Here is an 18,855-nt window from a genome sequence, read left to right on the forward strand (position 1 = left end):
CGGTTCGGCTTGTAAAAAGGTCAAATATGCTTTATACTGATAGAAATATGAATCTATGAGACAGTAGGGGAAGTACCACAGGTGCTTCTCCTATTTTAGCTAGTAGTCCATAAAGTTTGAAACCTTCATAATGACTGGCCTGCTAGAGCATTGTAAGAAATCTGTAAGGAATCTGTCAGTTGTTTTGTAAGACAGAGGGGGTATTATAAATACAAGCTTTAAGGAGGAGGAAACATGAGCGAATGTATTCTTGTGGCAGATGATGACAGAGAGATAGTCAAGGCCATAGCTATTTTACTGGAGAGAGAGGGCTACAAAGTCCTGCGGGCCTATGACGGATTGGAGGCGTTGGATCTTCTGGCGCAGAACCAGGTTCAGTTGATATTGATGGATGTCATGATGCCCCGTATGGACGGCCTGTCCGCTATTATGAAGATCAGGGAGAGAAGAAATATACCCATCATTGTTCTCAGCGCAAAAAGCGAGGACACAGACAAGGTGTTGGGACTTTCCATGGGAGCGGACGATTATGTGACGAAGCCTTACAATTCACAGGAATTGGTTGCCAGGGTAAAAAGTCATCTCAGACGATATACCAGATTAGGGGATATTAATGCGGCAAGTGCCGCCAAGGAGTTTAAGAGCGGCCGTCTCTGTTATCACGCTGAGGAGCGTGTGCTGTATGCTGATGGGGAGTCCGTGCGGCTCACTGCCACAGAGACAAAAATTGTGGATCTGTTTATGCGCAATTTAGGCCGTGTATTTTCAGCGGAGGAAATCTACCGCCGTGTCTGGGAAGAAGATGCATTTGCCCCGGAAAATACGGTCATGGTGCATATCAGGCGCATTCGCGAAAAAATTGAACTGAATCCAAAGGAGCCAGAATACTTAAAGGTGGTGTGGGGAATTGGATATAAAATCGAAAAAATGTAAAGTGATAACAGCCTGGGCGGCTTTTTTCCTGAGTATCTGCCTGCTTATGGAGAGCGGATTGACTGGCCTGAACCTGCTGGCAGGGAATAACTTACGGGGAGTGAGTGTTAAGGATGCGTTTACCTCAGATTTTGAAGAGACAGAGGAGTTTCGCAGCTTTGTGTCAGATTATCTGGATATCTTTCTTTCCATGGCCGCAGGAGGCCCGGTGAATTGGTATGGCAGATATGGGGATGTAGTCACCGGAGATTCTGAGGACATCTTTTGGGGGAGTGGCACAACGGAAAGTACCATGGCCAGTGTGGCTGAGGAAAGTGCGGAAGCCATCTGGGACGGGAATGATATCTCGGATGAGTGGGACTATAAAACATCGGCTAAGCAGGTACATGAGACCATAAAAAATGATAAGAACCTGCTCTACGATATCCGGTATAACGGCAAGTCTGTATATACAAATGATGCGGATGGGGTTTTGAAGGACGGAGAAAAAAATCTGCCTTCTGATTACAATTTTTACTTGTCCTTTGCAGAGGGAAAGGCTTCCGTATTCAAAGACAAAAAAGCTGTGGACGTATATGGAAACGGGGAATACCGTGACGACAGCAAATGGCGTATTCCGGGGTATAAGAATTATACTGTGGATGACAAATCAAAAAAAGCTGAAGTGCGTATGGCGGTGAGAAAATCCCCGGTAAATTATGTGCAGGAGAATTATTCCGGCAGTTCAGGAAGCTATTATGGAACAAGCAGCCTGTACGACACGGTCCGAAATCTGAAACGTGCTAAGGACAGCTATATTGCTAAAATCGCAGAGTTTATTGCGGGCCTTGTGCTTCTGGGTATTTATCTGGTACTGAGAAAGTACAAAAAAGACGGTGACAGATTCCTTGCTGTTTATACAGGAAAAGTCTGGATGGAGTGTAAAATAGGTCTGGCAGTTCTTGTGATCGCAGGAGGGATCGTAGGGATCAACAACTATATGGATGTCTATTATGGATGGGACTATTATGAGTATGTATCGGAGATTTTCTATCCAATGATGTACACATTATTCGGAAATCCCATATTGCTGCTGGTATTTTTCTGGATCTTGTATATCCTCATCAATGACTACAGGTATAACAGAAAAAAGCCCAGAAAGACATTGGTCAGGGATATACAGAAACTATTTCAGACAAGAAATATGGAGTACCCCTTTCAAAAACAAATGATCCGTAAATTTTCACCGGTGATGATATCAGGTATCGTGTTGTCAGTCATTGCGGCTTTGGCATGTTTTGTGTCAGCGTTTTATCTGTATGATGATGGAGGCAGTTTTGCAGCGGTATTGCTGCTTGTGGCCATTGTGGTATTTTTGATCGTACTACTGGTGGGTATGATGAAACAATATGCATCAGATAATCAAAAGTTTGCAAATGAGATTGGCGATTTGATCCGTCAGATAAAGAAAGTCCATGACGGAAATATGACAGATAAGCTGATAGTGCCGGAAGATTCAGATCTGTATGAAGCCGTACAGCAGTTAAATGATATTCAGAACGGAATGGATACAGCGTTGTCAGAGCGAATGAAGAGTGAGCGCATGAAAGTGGAGCTGGTATCAAATGTATCCCATGACATCAAGACGCCCCTGACCTCCATTATCAGTTACGTGGAGCTTATGAAGCAGGAGGAGAATCTCCCGGAGGATGTGAAAGATTATGTCCGTATTCTGGATACAAAATCCCAGCGCCTGAAATCCATGGTACAGGATGTCTTTGAAATCAGTAAAGCGGCGTCTAAGCAGCTTCCTGTAAATTTAGAAGATCTGGATCTTGGCAAACTGCTCCGTCAGACTCTGGCAGATATGGAGGAACAGATTGAAGAGAGTTCTGTGACAGTTAAGGCACAGATCCCGGCAGATGCCGTGATGATCCATGCGGACGGCAGCCGTCTTTACAGAGTATTTCAGAACCTTCTGCAGAATGCCCTCAAATATTCACTGGATGGATCCCGTGTTTTCATAACATTGAAGGCAGACAGCAGAACAGCCAGGACCACAGTAAAAAATATCTCCCAGGAGGAGATTCCGTCAGACATTGACTTTACGGAGAGATTTGTCCGCGGAGATGAGAGCCGTACTGACGGAGGAAGCGGATTGGGACTTTCCATTGCCAGGAGCTTTACGGAGGCATGCGGAGGTGTGTTTGGGATAGAAGTGGATGCGGATCTGTTTGTGGTGACGGTGGAATTTCCGATTCTTTAATACCTGAACATAAAAGTTTGTCTGTGACAAAAATATGGGAGCTTAAAGAATAAAAAAGATATTTGACTAACATGTCTGATATAATAAAAAGACTGCCTTGCGGGCTTATAAATGATAAGCCAACCGGGGCAGTCTTTTTTGTGAACACAGTGTGCATTTGTATGCACGCTTTAAAAAAATGTGAAAAATACAGAAAATGATAGATTATGTTTTTTGTATACACACATAAAATATCTACTAAATCCCAAGAAAAAAATTGAAAAAATAATGGATAAAAATAGTCAAAAAACACATTGCACGCGCAAAAATACAAGAAAATAAAGCATTTTCTGTTCTTTCAACGCACGCAGAAAAAATAGAATGATTGAAAGTGTACTTTTCTACACTAACGTAGTAGATGAGGCAAAAAAGTACAAAAAATCGTTAAAAAGTTGTTGTTAATTTCTTGTCAATATGGTATTCTTAATCCGTAGCGCGAAATCAGATTCTTCTAAAAAGCCCTGTAAACCAGGGGGGCTGAATAAATATGTTTTAACAGAAAAACATACTTATGGAGATGGAATTTGTGATTTCACATTTTTTTGAATATTGATTGTTAAAAAAAAGACAATAAGGACCACCCAAAGGAAGGGGAAAGGAGCAAGCATGAGTAGTAAAATTACTGTCATCGGAGCCGGAAGCGTTGGCTCAACAATTGCTTACACATTATCTAACGGAGATATCGCATCAGAGATCGTATTGATCGATATCAACAAAGAAAAGGTTGCCGGAGAAGTTATGGATATCGCACAGGGTACCTGTTTCCGCGATCCAATCAACATTGTAGCCGGAGAATACGAGGATGCAAAGGATTCCGATATCGTGATCATCACATCAGGTATTGCCCGCAAACCCGGTCAGACAAGAATTGAGCTGACACAGACTAACGTGAATATTTTAAAGAGTATCACACCGGAAATCGTAAAAGCTGCGCCCAATGCGCTTTACATCATCGTAAGCAATCCTGTTGATATTATGACTTATGTATTTACAAAGATTTCAGGACTGCCTGAGAATCAGATCATTGGTTCCGGTACAATTCTGGATACTGCACGTCTCCGCTGCGGACTGTCTGAACACTTTAAAGTTGCTCAGAAAAATATCCACGCTTATGTATTCGGTGAGCACGGTGACACTTCCTTCATTCCCTGGACAGGTGCCTATATATCAGGTGTCAGTGTAGATGAGTATTATGAACTGGCTAAGAACCTTGGCAAAGAGGTAGATGTGCTGGATAAAGACGAAATGCTGACCTATGTTCAGAAGTCTGGCGGCAAGGTGATCGCAAATAAAGGTGCTACCTTCTACGCGGTATCTGCAGCGGTATGTAAGCTCTGCGGAATCCTGCTGGCATCATCTGATTCCATCGCAACCGTTTCCTCTATGATGCATGGGGAATACGGCATTGAGGATGTCTGCGTGAGCACCCTGACTCTGGTCGGCCCCAATGGTATCCAGGGCAAAGTGCCAATGCGTATGAATAAAGAGGAAATCGCTAAACTTCAGGCAAGTGCCAACGCACTGAAAGAAGTTATCAAACAGATAGAACTGTAGAAACAGGATGACTGTTCCGTATCCTTTGGTCCGCCAAGCGGGGACTATGAGGATACCGGACAGTTTCCGGGATTATTAGGAGGAACTATGAAGTACAGTTATTATCCGGGGTGTACCCTGAAGACAAAAGCAGTGGAACTGGACGCTTATGCCAGAGCTTCTGCAAGGGCACTGGGATTTGAACTGGAAGAAATTGAAAACTGGCAGTGCTGCGGCGGCGTTTATCCGCTGGGGTCTGACGAGATCGCCACAAAACTTTCTTCCGTCCGTGCTCTCAATGAGGCCAAAGAAAAAGGCCAGGATCTGGTAACACTCTGTTCGGCCTGTCATCATGTGATCAAACGTGTCAATGATGATATGAAGAATGTAGATGACATTCGTACCAGAGCAAATAATTATATGCAGTTAGAAGAACCCTATGCGGGTGAGACAACAGTGCTCCATTTTCTGGAGGTGCTCCGTGACCGCATAGGTTTCGATACGTTAAAGGAGAAAGTGACAGCTCCGCTCACAGGAAAGAAGATAGGCGCTTATTACGGATGCCTGCTTCTTCGTCCAAGTGGACTTCTGGAATTTGATGATCCGGAGAATCCGGCTATCATTGAGGATTTTATTCGGGCCATCGGAGCAGAGCCTGTTATTTACCCATACAGGAATGAGTGCTGCGGCGGTTACATATCCCTGAAAGAAAAAGAGATGTCAAAATCTATGTCTGACAAGATCATGGACAGCGCATCCGGCTTTGGAGCTGATATGCTGATCACAGCATGTCCGTTATGCCTGTATAACCTGAATAAGAGCACCAGCGGCAGCAAGCTTCCTGTATTTTACTTTACAGAGCTTCTGGCAGAGGCTCTCGGCGTGAAAGAGGAGGCAGCAAAAGCATGAATACCCCAAAGAAACAGGCTGAAATGATAAAGGAAATCAGCGGCGTCAATCCGCTGAAATGTATGAAGTGCGGCAAATGTTCTGCGTCATGTCCATCCTACAATGAAATGGACATCAAACCTCATCAGTTTGTATCCTATGTGCAGAATGAAGATATTGAGTCCCTGGTAAATTCAAAATCCCTTTGGAAATGTCTCTCCTGCTTTGCATGTGTGGAGCGCTGTCCAAGGGATGTGAAACCGGGAAAACTCATTGACGCGGCAAGACAGCTGGTTGTCCGTGAAAAGGGCGGGGATTACCTGACAGCCGATGAAATCCCTGAGCTTTTGGACCCGGAACTTCCACAGCAGCTTTTAGTCAGTGCATTTAGAAGATACAGGAGGTGAGGTTAAGTGCAGAGAATAGGTGTATTTGTCTGTCATTGCGGCAGCAACATCGCCGCTACGGTAGATGTTAAGAAAGTAGTGGAAATGGCTAAAATGGAGCCGGGCGTTGTCCATGCGGAGGATTATCAGTATATGTGTTCCGAGGCTGGACAGTCCAAGATCGCAGAGGCCATCAAAAATGAAAAACTGACAGGACTTGTGGTATGTTCCTGTTCACCGCGTATGCACGAGACCACTTTCCGCAAGGCAGCGGAGAGAGCCGGCCTAAACCCATACATGGTGGAGGTTGCCAACATCCGTGAACATTGTTCCTGGATCCACAAGGATATGGAGGAAGCCACCAAGAAGGCTGTTATCCTTGCCAGAGCGGCAATCGCGAAAGTAAATCTGAACGCATCCCTGAAGCCAGGCGAAAGTCTCGTCACAAAACGAGCTTTGGTCATCGGCGGCGGTATTGCAGGTATCCAGACTGCACTTGACATTGCAGAGGCCGGATACGAAGTGGATATTGTGGAGAAGACTCCGAGTATTGGAGGAAGAATGTCACAGCTTGACAAGACCTTCCCCACCCTTGACTGCTCTGCCTGTATCCTGACACCGAAAATGGTGGAAGCGTCTGCCCATGAGAAGATCAACATTTATACATACAGTGAAGTGGAAAAGGTTTCCGGCTTCGTGGGTGACTTTACTGTGGATATCCGCAAGAAAGCCAGAAGTGTGGATATGGACAAGTGTACAGGCTGCGGCGTATGCCAGGAAAAATGCCCGTCCAAGAAGAATTCCAATGAGTTCAACAGGGGCCTGAACACAAGAAGCGCCATCTATACACCGTTTGCCCAGGCAATCCCCAATGTTCCCGTTATTGACAGAGAGAACTGTATCAAGTTCAAGACAGGAAAATGTGGTGTCTGCGCAAAAGTATGTCAGGCAGGTGCCATTGATTATGAGCAGAAGGATGAGATCCTCACAGAGAAGTATGGTGCCATTGTAGTTGCCACCGGTTTTGACACCATCAAGCTGGACAATTACGATGAGTACGCGTACAACCAGAGCAAGGATGTTATCACATCCCTGGAACTGGAACGTATCATGAATGCGGCAGGACCCACAAAGGGCCATCTGGAGCGTATGTCTGACGGAAAAGCTCCGAAGAATATGGTATTTATCCAGTGTGTAGGCAGCCGCTGTGCAGATAAGAGAGGTAAGAGCTACTGCTCTAAGATCTGCTGTATGTATACTGCAAAACATGCCATGTTGATCCGCGATAAATATCCGGATGTGAACGTGACTGTATTTTACATTGATGTCCGTACCCCGGGCAAAAACTTTGATGAGTTCTACAGAAGAGCCGTGGAGGAATACGGTGTGAACTATATCAAGGGCCAGGTGGGTAAAGTCGCTCCCCAGCCAAACGGACAGTTACTAGTACAGGGCGTTGACCTCATTGATAACAAGCAGATCCTCATGGAAGCAGATATGGTAGTTCTTGCTACCGCTATTGAGCCGGATCCTTCTGTCAGAAAGATTGCCACCATGCTCACAGCCAGCATTGACACTAACAACTTCCTTACAGAAGCACACCCCAAGCTTCGCCCGGTGGAATCCCCCACAGCAGGTATTTTCCTGTCAGGCGTATGCCAGGGACCAAAGGATATCCCGGAGACAGTTTCTCAGGCAGGGGCTGCAGCAGTGAAAGCCATTGGACTCCTTGCAAAGGATAAACTGATGACTAACCCATGTACAGCCAAGTCCGACGAACTTCTCTGTAACGGATGCTCTACCTGTGCAAATGTGTGCCCGTATGGTGCCATCACTTACGAGGACAAAGAGGTGAATGACCACGGAATCCGTGAGACACGCCGCATTGCAGTGGTGAACAACGCACTTTGTCAGGGATGCGGTGCATGTACCGTTGCCTGCCCGTCAGGAGCCATGGACTTACAGGGATTCTCCAACAGACAGATCATAGCGGAGGTGGATGCAATATGTCGATAGAAGCAAAAGAAGAATTCAGACCTAAAATTGTGGCATTCTGCTGTAACTGGTGCAGCTATGCAGGCGCGGATCTGGCCGGAAGCAGTCGTCTTTCCTACCCTGCAGACGTTAAGATCATCCGTGTGCCCTGTTCCTGCCGTGTAAATCCTATGTTCATTTTACGGGCATTTGAAAAAGGCGCTGACGGCGTGATCCTCTGCGGATGTCATCCGGGAGACTGCCACTACAGCACAGGAAATTACTATGCCAGAAGGCGTATGACACTGTTATTCTCCATGCTTGACTATATCGGTGTGGAAAACGGACGTACCCGTGTGGAATGGGTGTCCGCAGCGGAGGGCGTTAAATTCTCCACGACCATGAATGAGTTTGTGGAAAAAGTCCGCTCTCTGGGCAAGAACGTAAGATTGGAGGATTTGAGATGCAGGAAGTAGTGAGCCGTGCAAAAGAGCTGTTAGCGGACGGTACCGTAGCCCGTGTCCTCGGCTGGAAAGCGGGAGACCTGCCTTACAATCCGGAACCGGCGTATTTTGAAAAAGAAGAAGACTTTGAAAACTTTGTATATAACGGGTTCTGCGGAGCCAATTTGAGCAAATATATGATCGAGGCCTCCAAGCTGGAGGGAAAAACCCTGGTATGTCTGAAGCCCTGTGATACTTACAGCTTTAACCAGCTCATCAAGGAACACAGAGTTGACAGAGACAAAGCCTATATTATCGGTGTCGGCTGCAAAGGCAAGCTGGATATTGAGAAGATCAAGAGCATGGGGATCAAGGGAATCCAGAACATTTCCGGTGCGGAGATCACAGACGAAGCAGATATCCTTACCATCCAGACTCTCTATGGAGAGAAAACATGTTCTTACGCGGATGCCATGCTGGAGAGATGCCATGTGTGCAAGGGAAAAGAGCATAAGATCTACGATGAAATAATAGGGGAATCCAAAGAGACAAAGGACGCGGAACGTTTTGACGGTGTGGCTGCCATTGAAGCCATGAGCCCGGAAGAGAAATTTGCATTTTTCCAAAAGGAACTGAGCAAATGTATCCGATGCAATGCCTGTAGAAATGTATGTCCTGCATGCAGCTGCAGAAAATGTGTATTTGACAGTAATAAATTCGACAGTTCCCAGAAGGCCAATGTGGATTCCTTTGAAGAGAAAATGTTCCACATCATCCGGGCCTTCCACGTGGCGGGACGCTGTACAGACTGCGGTGAGTGCAGCCGTGTATGTCCCCAGGGAATTCCGCTTCATCTGTTCAACCGGAAATTCATCAAGGACATTGATGAGTTCTACGGGGAATATCAGGCCGGTGAAGACACAGATTCAAAAGGACCGCTGACAGACTTTACATTTGAGGATGTAGAGCCGGGTATTGTGGCAGAAAGGGGATAATGTATGTATAAGACAGCAAAAGAAAATCTGGCGGCATTATTCCAGTTAATTGCCGGCACTCAGGAATTATATCTGCCTGTAAAAGTGAGCGGACAGGTGAACTTCAGAGCCTGGAGCGAGGATGCAGAGGTGGCCCTTGATACACTGAAGACAGTGAAATCCCCCAAAGACGCATTTTTCCCTCAGAGTGAAGATCTGTATACCTGTAAAAAGGATGGAAAAAAACTGACGGTTGAGCCGGAAGCACTGAAAGAACAGGATTTTGTGGTATTTGGAATGAGAGCCTGTGATGTAAAAGGTGTGGAGGTTTTAGATAAAGTATTTTTAGCTGACCCGGTGGATTCTTTCTATGCCGCAAGACGTGAGCACGGAACCATTGTGGCCATGGCGTGTCATGAGCCGGAGGAAACCTGCTTTTGTAAGGTGTTCGGTGTGGACTGTGCAGAGCCTGTGGCAGATGTGGCTGTATGGATGGCGGGAGATGAGCTTTACTGGAAACCTCTCACTGAGAAGGGGGAAACCCTCACAAAATCTGTGGAGAGCCTTCTGACCAAAGCAGAAGCAGCAGACGAGAAGACATTGGAGGAAGAGAAAGCTTCCATCCGCGCCATTGTTGAGAAACTTCCGTATTCAAACCTTTCCCTGGAAGGATGGAATGGGGAGGCATTAGATGAAAAATTTAACTCTGAGCTTTGGGAAGAGCTGTACAAACCTTGTCTGGCCTGTGGTACATGTACCTTTGTATGTCCTACCTGCCAGTGCTATGACATCAAGGATTACGACACAGGACATGGAATCAAGAGATACCGCTGCTGGGATTCCTGCATGTACTCTGATTTCACCATGATGGCACACGGAAATAACCGTACAAGTCAGATGCAGCGTTTCCGTCAGAGATTCATGCATAAGCTGGTATACTTCCCGGCAAACAACGATGGGATGTATTCCTGTGTAGGCTGCGGTAGATGTGTAGAAAAATGCCCGGCTTCCTTAAATATTGTGAAAGTTATCAAATCCTTTCAGAAACAGGGAGGTGACAAATAATGAGCGAATGTACCTGTCATAAAAATTATACGCTGGATACCCTGATCCCCCAGGTGGGAGTTATCACAGATATCCGCCAGGAGACACCGGATGTAAAGACCTTCCGCGTGAACGCGCCGGAGGGCGGCAAACTTTTTGAGCATATGCCGGGACAGTGTGCCATGGTGTGTGCACCGGGCATCAGTGAAGGTATGTTTTCCATTACTTCCTCACCGACCAATAAAGAATTCCAGGAATTCAGCATCAAGAAGTGTGGTATCCTTACCGATTATCTCCACAGCCTTGAGGTTGGAGATGAGATCACAGTGAGAGGACCTTACGGAAACCATTTCCCGGTAGAGACAGAATTAAAAGGGAAAAACCTGCTGTTTATCGCGGGCGGTATCGGCCTTGCGCCTCTGCGTTCGGTGATCAACTATGTACTTGACAACAGAGAGAACTACGGCACTGTGGATATCCTTTACGGTTCCCGTTCCGCAGACGACCTGGTTCAGTTAAAAGAGATCCAGGAAGTATGGATGAAGACAGAGGGTGTGAACGTATATCTGACGATTGACCGGGAACAGGAAGGCTGGGACGGTCATGTGGGATTTGTACCTAACTACTTAAAAGAGGTGGGATTTACCACTGACAAGACAGCCCTTGTCTGCGGGCCGCCGATCATGATCAAATTCGTGCTGGCAGCTCTGCAGGAGATGGGATTTTCCAAAGAGCAGGTGTACACAACACTGGAACTGCGTATGAAATGCGGTGTCGGAAAATGCGGCCGCTGCAACATCGGTTCTAAATATGTATGTAAAGACGGACCTGTTTTCCGCTGTGACGAGATAGATGAGTTACCGAACGAGTATTGATTAGCAATGAGCAGTGCGCCGGAGCGTACAAGCTGGCAGCGTTGTGCTTGCACATAAGCGGACGGATTGGACGCTCTGGCATAGGGCGAAGGCCCTCAACCGAGATGAAAGGATTGGTACCTAAAATGGAAAAAATGGTAAATGTATATTTTTTCGGCAAGAGATACAGTGTGCCTGCGGATCTGACGATCATGACAGCCATGGAATACGCCGGATATACTCTGAAAAGAGGCTGCGGCTGCCGTCATGGTTTCTGCGGAGCATGTGCTACAATTTATAGGATCAAAGGAATCAACGAGCTGAAGACCTGCCTTGCCTGTCAGACACAGGTGGAGGAAGGTATGTATGTGGCAAGTATTCCTTACTTCCCAACTGACAAGAGAACATATGAAATAGAAGAGATCAAACCTACACAGCAGATCATGATGGAGTTATATCCGGAGATCTATAGCTGTATCGGATGTAATGCCTGTACAAAAGCCTGTACCCAGGATTTAAATGTTATGCAGTATATTGCCTATGCCCAGAGAGGTGAATTCGAGAAATGCGCGGAGGAATCCTTTGACTGCATTAGCTGCGGCTGCTGTTCCGTGAGATGTCCGGCTGGTATTTCTCATCCGATGGTGGGCCTTCTGGCAAGACGTCTTACAGGAAAATACATTGCGCCTGAGACGCAGCACCTGAAAAAACGTGTGGAGGAAATCCATGAAGGCGCGTATGATGAGCTGATCGAACAGGTGATGCAGAAGCCGATCACAGAAATGCAGGAACTTTATAACACAAGAGAGATTGAGAAATAGGGAGGGATACCATGTTTACACCAGAAATGCTTGAGTCCATCAAAAAGGTGGAAGCTACCAGAGACGAGCGTATGGGCATGGAACCCAGACGTATGACTGCTGATGAAAAAGATGCTCTCTTAAAGGCTTATCATCCTGATTACAGAGAAGACGGTTTTGCGGAGATCAAGATCGGGCCAAACAAAGGCCAGAAGGCACCTACAGAGCTGGGCAGCCTGCTTCACTCCAACAGTCGTCTGTTAAATGTAGATATTGATCTGAATAAAGTAGATTATGATGTGGATGTGCTGGTGATCGGCGGCGGCGGAGCCGGTTCTTCCGCAGCCATCGAGGCTCACGAAGCCGGCGCCAATGTCATGATCGTGACAAAGCTGCGTATCGGTGATGCCAACACGATGATGGCAGAGGGCGGTATCCAAGCTGCTGACAAAGAGAACGATTCCCCGGTTCAGCATTATCTTGATGCGTTCGGCGGCGGCCACTTTGCAGCAAGACCGGAGCTGTTGAAAAGACTGGTCATGGAAGCACCGGACGCCATTAAATGGCTGAATGAACTGGGTGTAATGTTTGATAAAGACGCAGAGGGCAATATGGTGACAACCCACGGCGGCGGAACATCCAGAAAGAGAATGCATGCCTGCAAGGATTACTCCGGTGCAGAAATCATGCGTACACTCCGCGATGAGGTGCTGAACCGACAGATCCCCGTTGTGGAATTTACATCTGCAGTGGAGCTGATCAAAGATGAGAAGGGTCAGGTGGCAGGTGCTGTTCTTCAGAACATGGAGACAGATGATTACATGGTGGCAAGAGCCAAAACAGTAGTTATCGCCACAGGCGGAGCAGGCCGTCTCCACTATCAGAATTTCCCGACCTCCAACCACTATGGCGCAACTGCCGACGGACTGGTTCTGGGATACCGCGCAGGCGCTCCCCTTTTATATCAGGATACAATCCAGTATCACCCCACAGGCGTTGCCTATCCGGCACAGATTTACGGTGCGCTTGTTACAGAGAAAGTCCGCTCTCTGGGCGCTATGCTGATCAATGCAGAGGGTGAGGCATTCATGCATCCTCTTGAGACCCGTGATGTTGCCGCTGCATCCATTATCCGCGAGTGCAGTGACAGGGGAAAAGGCGTTGAGACGCCTCTGGGCAGCGGCGTATGGCTGGATACTCCCATGATCGAGAGGATCGGCGGAGAAGGAACTATTGAAAAACGTATTCCTGCCATGCTTCGTATGTACATGAATTACGATATTGATATGCGAAAACAGCCTATTCTTGTATATCCAACTCTTCATTACCAGAACGGCGGTCTGGAAATCGGCGGAGACGGATTTACAAAAGCGATCAGCAACCTGTTGGTAGCAGGAGAAGCCGTGGGAGGAATCCACGGAAGAAACCGTCTGATGGGCAATTCTCTTCTGGATATTATTGTATTCGGCCGTAACGCAGGTAAGGCAGCGGCAGCCAGAGCAAAAGAGACAGAACTTGGCTCTATGACACTGGAGCATATTGAAAAATATGCAGAGGAACTGAAAAACGCAGGCATTGCTTCCGATGATGTATCTCCATTATTGCTTCCTAAGTATGCCCGTCATGAAAGATAACAAGTAAGACAGGAGAGTGAACGTATATGCGTGAAATAATGGCAAGCCAGATAACAGATGTCATTGAAAATCTTTGCATCCAGGCTAATGAGCATCTGCCTGAGGATGTAAAATGTGCGATCAAAAACTGCAGAGCCTGTGAAGACTGGGAAATCGCGCAGGGTGTGCTGGACAATATTATTGAGAATTTTGAGATCGCTGACGAACAGAATGTGCCAATTTGCCAGGATACCGGTATGGCATGTGTCTTCCTGGAAATCGGACAGGATGTGCACATCACAGGCGGTGATCTGAGTGAGGCTGTAAATGAGGGCGTACGCCGGGGATATGACAAGGGATATCTGAGAAAATCCGTAGTAAAAGACCCGGTTCGCAGAGGAAATACAGGTGACAATACACCGGCTATGATCTATACGGAAATTGTCCCGGGAGAGCAGATCAAGATCACCGTAGGTCCAAAAGGTTTTGGAAGTGAGAATATGAGTGCTATCCGCATGTTCAAACCGTCTGCAGGACTGCAGGGGATCAAGGATTTCATCCTGGAGACTGTTGAGACGGCAGGCCCCAACCCATGTCCGCCTATGGTGGTAGGTGTGGGTATTGGCGGTACCTTTGACAAGGCAGCCCTTCTCGCAAAAAAAGCACTGATGCGCCCCATTGATTCTTCCAATGAAGACCCGTACTACGCAGACCTGGAAGTGGAAATGCTGGACAAGATCAACAAGCTGGGAATCGGCCCCCAGGGATTCGGCGGTAAGACCACAGCTATTGGCCTGAACATCGAAACCATGCCTACACATATTGCAGGTATGCCCTGTGCCATTAATATCAACTGCCACGTAACACGCCACAAAACGGAGGTGATCTAAATGGAAAAACATATTACACTGCCCCTTACCGAAGAGTTGGCGAAAACTCTTCATGCGGGAGATACCGTATATGTAACAGGAACCATCTATACCTCACGTGACGCAGGCCACAAGCGTATGTGTGAAGCACTGGCAAAAGGTGAGGAGCTTCCTTTTGACCCCACAGATGCCACCATTTATTATGTAGGGCCTACCCCGGCAAAACCGGGACAGGTCATCGGTTCCGCAGGCCCCACAACCAGCGGCCGTATGGATGCCTATGCGCCGACCATGATGTCCGTGGGAGCCAGAGGCATGATCGGAAAAGGTGCCCGTCTTCCGGAAGTCATTGAAGCCATGAAAAAATACAGCGGCGTTTATTTCGGAGCCACCGGCGGAGCAGGTGCGCTGCTTGCAAAATGTATCAAAAAGGCAGAGCTGATCGCATATGAAGATTTAGGCGCAGAAGCTCTGAGAAAATTATATGTGGAGGATATGCCCCTTTTTGTCATCATCGACAGTGAAGGAAAGAACCTGTACGAAGAGGGAAGAGCCGCATATCTGGCACAGCATAAAGAGTAAAATGAGAGAGGGAATGGAGAAAATATAATGACAAACTTATTAGAAGCGCTTATGATACTCTGCTTCGGCTTATCATGGCCGATCTCAATCCGCAAATCTTGGATTTCCAGAACAGCAAAAGGAAAGAGTCTGTTCTTTGAATTCTTTATCTGGATCGGTTACGTATTCGGTATTGCCCGTAAAGTAATCCTGTGGGTGGAAGCAGGAGCGGCAGGAACATCACTTGACTGGCTGTTCTATCTGGGATGGTTCTTCTACATACTGAATATTGTGGAGATTTCTATTGATATGGCACTTTATTTCAGAAATGTAAAGCTGGATAAGGCGAGAGAAAAAGCCTGAGTTGCTAGGAAGCTGAGAGGCTGAATAGTAACGGCCTGAAATGTGCCAGTGAAAAGCAACCAGCGATCAACATACAATAAAAAGGTATGGCGCAGAGGCCTGCCGCCCACAAGGCAGGCCTGTATATAGAAATAGAAGTAGAAAAACCACCCCGTTTTGATATGCCCCCTGTCAAGTAGACAGGTGAAATATTTAAAACGAGGGGCTGATGAACGGCCACATTTTTGTGGCCGTTTTTCTATGCACACCATTTTTCTTTATATTTTTCGATTCGCTTGTTTTTAGGAATAGGGTATTCTTCTGGATGTTCAGCAGCGATTGCCTCATTCCTTACTTCTAACGGTGTCTTACAATGATACCTGTCTTGAGGACGTTCTGCGCTATAAAACTTCATATATTCCTTTATTGCATGTCTCAATGTCGTTTCATCAGTAATTTCATACATCTGATACATTTCTGATTTTATAATTCCCCAGAAACCTTCTGTGGGGCCATTATCAATACAGTGTCCTACTCTTGACATGGATTGTTCCATTTCATGTTCCTTTAGTTTCTTCTGAAACACTCTGCTAGTATATTGAAAACCTCTGTCACTATGAAAAATCGGCGTTGCGTTTGGATTGGAGATCACCGCCTTATCAAATGTTTTAAACACCAGTTGATTATCATTCCGGCTGCTGATTACATAGGAAACAGGGTATCGGTCATATAAATCAATGATTGCACTTAGATACAGCTTCTTTTTTTCGCCCGGTATTTTAAACTCAGTTACATCTGTAGACCATTTCTGGTTTGGTGCAGACGCATAAAAATCCCTGCATAGCTTGTTTTCTGCGGTTGTTTCCGGGGGAGAAGATGTGTATTTTTTCTTTTTCTTTCTGATTACAGATTGTATACCCAGTTTCTTCATAATCCGATGTACCCGCTTTTTTCCATAAGCAGTATGGTTAAAGCGATTGATCCATGAAGTCATTCTTCGATAGCCTAAGATATGGCCAAAGCGTTGATCGTATTCTTTAATCAGTTTTGCCAGCTTAAGATTTTCCGATTCCTGTTTCGGAATCTCCCGGTCCAGCCATTTATAATAAGCTGCCCTTGAGATTTCAAGCTGTTTGCACATCCATGCAATGCTCCATTGCTCTGTTTCATGGAAATGTCTGATTGCTAAATATTTTGATTCGTAACGCAGCTTTCCAAGCTTCACATCCTTTCGAATTCTTTCACTTTTTTTAGTAGTTCAACAGCCTTATCCTTTTCTTCCAGCTGGCGTTTCAACCTGAGATTTTCCCGCCGTAAACGCTCCAGTTCATCCACTTCATCATCTGCTCTGTGATGGCCGCGTTTATCTGTTAAACCGTCTTCTCCATTCACATCATACTTTTTTACCCAGGAATAAACCTGGCTGTATGAAACGTTATAAATGAATGCAGTCCCTTTATAATCATGGTTATGTTTAATACAATACTCAACGATTTCTTTGCGTTCAGTAACGGTTGTTTTTCTTCTGGCCTCTGTCATATAGACCTCCCTTTTCGGAACATAATCCTTAAGTTCCCTATTGGCATTATAACTCACAACCCATTGGCTGAGTACCCTTCTTGAAGAAATGTTATATTTAGCAGCGATATCATCTACGCTTCCATCACCAGATAAAACCGCTTCGACACACATGGTTTTAAAATCGGATGAGTAAGAAGCATTCCCCGTTTTACGGATAAATGCTCCGATTCCATGAATTCTGTATTTAGCAACCCACTCTTTTAATGTTTTACACCCGATATTATATTTAGTGGCTAAATAATTATAGGAACCCGATCCATCAAGGTATTCCTGTGACACCTTTGCACGGAATTCCGAAGTATGAGGGGATTTGGACATAAAAATACCTCCTAAGTAGATTTTGGTTATTTATCTTGTCTACTTAAGAGGTATCATATCATTTCTGGTCAAACGTAGGGGTGGTTTTTTACCGCCTGGTTCTAAGATTCAGACTGGTCACATAAACTGATACAGAATGTGACCGGGGGCCGGACATGAACAGACAGAAATGGAAAAAATATGGTTTTATGGCAGAGGTCATTGTGCTGACCCTGACAGCAGCGCTTTGCTGGAGAGATGTCTCACAAGGCGCATTTGCCGCCGGACGTGGCACAGCCCAGGCAGAAAATAATTCTGCATCAGAAAGTGCAGAGGATTCGGGAACGGACAATGGAGGGGATTCGGGAACGGATAATGCAGAGGATTCCGGAATGGACAATGGAGGGAATTCCGGAACGGATAGTGCAGAGAAGGACTACATAAAGTGGGTGGACTTCCATGTGACAAGTGAAGCCATGCGGCAAGCCTGTGCCTATGATGTGGACACCTATGGGCAGGAAGGCCATGTTAACTGGGTGGATCTGCTGGCTTATCTGGGAGCCAGATACGGCGGTGATTTCAAGCAGTATAAGGCAAAAGACATGGATGAGATTGCCGAAAGGCTCCAAAAAGGCGAGACTACAGTGGAAAAACTGTCCGCTGAGATCAATTCTTTTGACTACTACCGGGAAGCCTACGGCGCAGTTCTGGATGGGTTGGTTGGAGAATATCAGATAGAGGCAGAGGACCGGGGAAAGGTAAGCTGGACAAAAAAGTACGGCCTGAAGGGTTTCAGTCCTATAGCAAAAAGTTTTCCCTATAACGATTATGATGATTTTGGTGTGGCGAGAAGCTATGGGTATAAGAGAGAGCACCTGGGACATGACATGATGGGGCAGACTGGAACACCGATCATAGCTGTGGAATCCGGATATGTATCAGCTATGGGATGGAACCAGTACGGAGGATGGCGTCTGGGTATCAGCAGCTTTGACGGCAGACGATATTATTATTACGCCCACCTGCGTCAGAACTTTCCGTACTGCAAATCCTTGGAAGTGGGCAGTGTTGTTCAGGCCGGGGATGTTGTGGGCTATATGGGACGAACAGGATACAGCGCAAAGGAAAATGTGAATAATATTGACACGACCCATCTGCATTTTGGACTACAGCTTATCTTTGACGAGTCCCAGAGGGAAGGGAATCATGAAATCTGGGTGGATGTCTATGAATTGGTAAAATTTTTGTATAAGAACCAGTCAGAGGTGGTCAGGGATGATGCCACAAAGGAGTGGTCAAGAATGCTCCAGATGAAGGACCCGGAGGCTTTGGAGTATTTGAAGACTGCAAAGGAGCAGCCGGCAGCAGGCACGGATTCGGAGAAGCCGCGAGCTGAGCTTCCAGGATTGTGAAAAGAAGAGACCTTATCAAAGGCAGCAGTGATATTATACTGTCTTTTGGATAAGGTCTCTTTTGCTC

Annotated in this window: 18 protein-coding genes; 16 read left to right on the forward strand and 2 right to left on the reverse strand. The window is 46.2% G+C overall.

Annotation, left to right across the window (positions count from 1 at the left end):
* The first annotated feature begins 234 nt into the window (after positions 1-234).
* The 15 genes from BLCOC_RS03705 to BLCOC_RS03775 all read left to right on the forward strand — a co-directional run bounded on the left by BLCOC_RS03705 (position 235) and on the right by BLCOC_RS03775 (position 15,519).
* A complete protein-coding gene (locus BLCOC_RS03705; protein ID WP_018595168.1) occupies positions 235-933 on the forward strand; it encodes a response regulator transcription factor in 699 nt (232 codons plus the stop codon).
* A complete protein-coding gene (locus BLCOC_RS03710) occupies positions 908-3,178 on the forward strand; it encodes a histidine kinase dimerization/phospho-acceptor domain-containing protein (RefSeq protein ID WP_115624452.1) in 2,271 nt (756 codons plus the stop codon). Before BLCOC_RS03705 ends, BLCOC_RS03710 begins: the two co-directional genes overlap by 26 nt.
* 645 nt (positions 3,179-3,823) lie before the next feature.
* Positions 3,824-4,771 (forward strand): L-lactate dehydrogenase, encoded by a 948-nt coding sequence (locus BLCOC_RS03715; protein WP_018595170.1) that lies wholly within the window; start codon positions 3,824-3,826, stop codon positions 4,769-4,771.
* 87 nt (positions 4,772-4,858) lie between these two features.
* Positions 4,859-5,659 (forward strand): CoB--CoM heterodisulfide reductase iron-sulfur subunit B family protein, encoded by an 801-nt coding sequence (locus tag BLCOC_RS03720; protein WP_115624453.1) that lies wholly within the window; start codon positions 4,859-4,861, stop codon positions 5,657-5,659.
* Positions 5,656-6,045, forward strand: a complete 390-nt coding sequence (locus BLCOC_RS03725; RefSeq protein ID WP_018595172.1) for a 4Fe-4S dicluster domain-containing protein — start codon at positions 5,656-5,658, stop codon at positions 6,043-6,045. Before BLCOC_RS03720 ends, BLCOC_RS03725 begins: the two co-directional genes overlap by 4 nt.
* A 6-nt stretch (positions 6,046-6,051) precedes the next feature.
* Positions 6,052-8,040 (forward strand): CoB--CoM heterodisulfide reductase iron-sulfur subunit A family protein, encoded by a 1,989-nt coding sequence (locus BLCOC_RS03730; protein ID WP_018595173.1) that lies wholly within the window; start codon positions 6,052-6,054, stop codon positions 8,038-8,040.
* Entirely contained in the window at positions 8,031-8,474 is a 444-nt protein-coding gene (locus BLCOC_RS03735; protein WP_018595174.1) for a hydrogenase iron-sulfur subunit, read from the forward strand. Before BLCOC_RS03730 ends, BLCOC_RS03735 begins: the two co-directional genes overlap by 10 nt.
* Positions 8,462-9,436, forward strand: a complete 975-nt coding sequence (locus tag BLCOC_RS03740) for a 4Fe-4S dicluster domain-containing protein (protein ID WP_018595175.1) — start codon at positions 8,462-8,464, stop codon at positions 9,434-9,436. The genes BLCOC_RS03735 and BLCOC_RS03740 overlap by 13 nt, the downstream gene beginning before the upstream one ends.
* 3 nt (positions 9,437-9,439) lie before the next feature.
* A complete protein-coding gene (locus tag BLCOC_RS03745; RefSeq protein ID WP_115624454.1) occupies positions 9,440-10,480 on the forward strand; it encodes a 4Fe-4S dicluster domain-containing protein in 1,041 nt (346 codons plus the stop codon).
* The gene (locus BLCOC_RS03750; RefSeq protein WP_018595177.1) at positions 10,480-11,334 is read left to right on the forward strand and encodes an FAD/NAD(P)-binding protein; all 855 of its coding nucleotides are present in this window, start codon (positions 10,480-10,482) and stop codon (positions 11,332-11,334) included. The genes BLCOC_RS03745 and BLCOC_RS03750 overlap by 1 nt, the downstream gene beginning before the upstream one ends.
* A 125-nt stretch (positions 11,335-11,459) precedes the next feature.
* Positions 11,460-12,134 (forward strand): 4Fe-4S dicluster domain-containing protein, encoded by a 675-nt coding sequence (locus BLCOC_RS03755; protein ID WP_026255460.1) that lies wholly within the window; start codon positions 11,460-11,462, stop codon positions 12,132-12,134.
* An 11-nt stretch (positions 12,135-12,145) separates the two neighbouring features.
* On the forward strand, positions 12,146-13,747 hold the full coding sequence (locus tag BLCOC_RS03760) for an FAD-dependent oxidoreductase (protein ID WP_029470549.1): 1,602 nt from the start codon (positions 12,146-12,148) through the stop codon (positions 13,745-13,747).
* 26 nt (positions 13,748-13,773) lie between these two features.
* Complete coding sequence (locus tag BLCOC_RS03765; RefSeq protein ID WP_018595180.1) at positions 13,774-14,616, forward strand: fumarate hydratase; 843 nt, start codon at positions 13,774-13,776, stop codon at positions 14,614-14,616.
* Complete coding sequence (locus BLCOC_RS03770) at positions 14,617-15,177, forward strand: Fe-S-containing hydro-lyase (protein ID WP_115624455.1); 561 nt, start codon at positions 14,617-14,619, stop codon at positions 15,175-15,177.
* A 27-nt stretch (positions 15,178-15,204) separates the two neighbouring features.
* The gene (locus BLCOC_RS03775; protein ID WP_115624456.1) at positions 15,205-15,519 is read left to right on the forward strand and encodes a hypothetical protein; all 315 of its coding nucleotides are present in this window, start codon (positions 15,205-15,207) and stop codon (positions 15,517-15,519) included.
* A gap of 238 nt (positions 15,520-15,757) precedes the next feature.
* Here the strand turns inward: BLCOC_RS03775 and BLCOC_RS03780 are convergent, their stop codons facing one another.
* Together BLCOC_RS03780 and BLCOC_RS03785 are read right to left on the reverse strand one after the other, a co-directional pair.
* Positions 15,758-16,723, reverse strand: coding sequence for an IS3 family transposase (locus BLCOC_RS03780; RefSeq protein WP_165907292.1), 966 nt, complete (start codon positions 16,721-16,723; stop codon positions 15,758-15,760).
* Positions 16,720-17,397, reverse strand: coding sequence for a helix-turn-helix domain-containing protein (locus BLCOC_RS03785; protein ID WP_115624458.1), 678 nt, complete (start codon positions 17,395-17,397; stop codon positions 16,720-16,722). Before BLCOC_RS03785 ends, BLCOC_RS03780 begins: the two co-directional genes overlap by 4 nt.
* A gap of 155 nt (positions 17,398-17,552) precedes the next feature.
* Here BLCOC_RS03785 and BLCOC_RS03790 point away from each other — a divergent pair, with 155 nt between their 5' ends.
* The gene (locus tag BLCOC_RS03790) at positions 17,553-18,788 is read left to right on the forward strand and encodes a M23 family metallopeptidase (protein ID WP_242999033.1); all 1,236 of its coding nucleotides are present in this window, start codon (positions 17,553-17,555) and stop codon (positions 18,786-18,788) included.
* Positions 18,789-18,855: the final 67 nt, after the last annotated feature.

The organism is Blautia coccoides, assembly GCF_034355335.1.
GTDB classification, from domain to species: domain Bacteria; phylum Bacillota; class Clostridia; order Lachnospirales; family Lachnospiraceae; genus Blautia; species Blautia producta.

Bases quoted from the DNA above. Each gene is read 5' to 3' on its own strand.
- BLCOC_RS03705 (WP_018595168.1), top strand. From the start codon at position 235: ATGAGCGAATGTATTCTTGTGGCAGATGATGACAGAGAGATAGTCAAG.
- BLCOC_RS03715 (WP_018595170.1), top strand. From the start codon at position 3,824: ATGAGTAGTAAAATTACTGTCATCGGAGCCGGAAGCGTTGGCTCAACA.
- BLCOC_RS03720 (WP_115624453.1), top strand. From the start codon at position 4,859: ATGAAGTACAGTTATTATCCGGGGTGTACCCTGAAGACAAAAGCAGTG.
- BLCOC_RS03725 (WP_018595172.1), top strand. From the start codon at position 5,656: ATGAATACCCCAAAGAAACAGGCTGAAATGATAAAGGAAATCAGCGGC.
- BLCOC_RS03735 (WP_018595174.1), top strand. From the start codon at position 8,031: ATGTCGATAGAAGCAAAAGAAGAATTCAGACCTAAAATTGTGGCATTC.
- BLCOC_RS03740 (WP_018595175.1), top strand. From the start codon at position 8,462: ATGCAGGAAGTAGTGAGCCGTGCAAAAGAGCTGTTAGCGGACGGTACC.
- BLCOC_RS03745 (WP_115624454.1), top strand. From the start codon at position 9,440: ATGTATAAGACAGCAAAAGAAAATCTGGCGGCATTATTCCAGTTAATT.
- BLCOC_RS03750 (WP_018595177.1), top strand. From the start codon at position 10,480: ATGAGCGAATGTACCTGTCATAAAAATTATACGCTGGATACCCTGATC.
- BLCOC_RS03755 (WP_026255460.1), top strand. From the start codon at position 11,460: ATGGAAAAAATGGTAAATGTATATTTTTTCGGCAAGAGATACAGTGTG.
- BLCOC_RS03760 (WP_029470549.1), top strand. From the start codon at position 12,146: ATGTTTACACCAGAAATGCTTGAGTCCATCAAAAAGGTGGAAGCTACC.
- BLCOC_RS03765 (WP_018595180.1), top strand. From the start codon at position 13,774: ATGCGTGAAATAATGGCAAGCCAGATAACAGATGTCATTGAAAATCTT.
- BLCOC_RS03770 (WP_115624455.1), top strand. From the start codon at position 14,617: ATGGAAAAACATATTACACTGCCCCTTACCGAAGAGTTGGCGAAAACT.
- BLCOC_RS03775 (WP_115624456.1), top strand. From the start codon at position 15,205: ATGACAAACTTATTAGAAGCGCTTATGATACTCTGCTTCGGCTTATCA.
- BLCOC_RS03785 (WP_115624458.1), bottom strand. From the start codon at position 17,397: ATGTCCAAATCCCCTCATACTTCGGAATTCCGTGCAAAGGTGTCACAG.
- BLCOC_RS03790 (WP_242999033.1), top strand. From the start codon at position 17,553: ATGAACAGACAGAAATGGAAAAAATATGGTTTTATGGCAGAGGTCATT.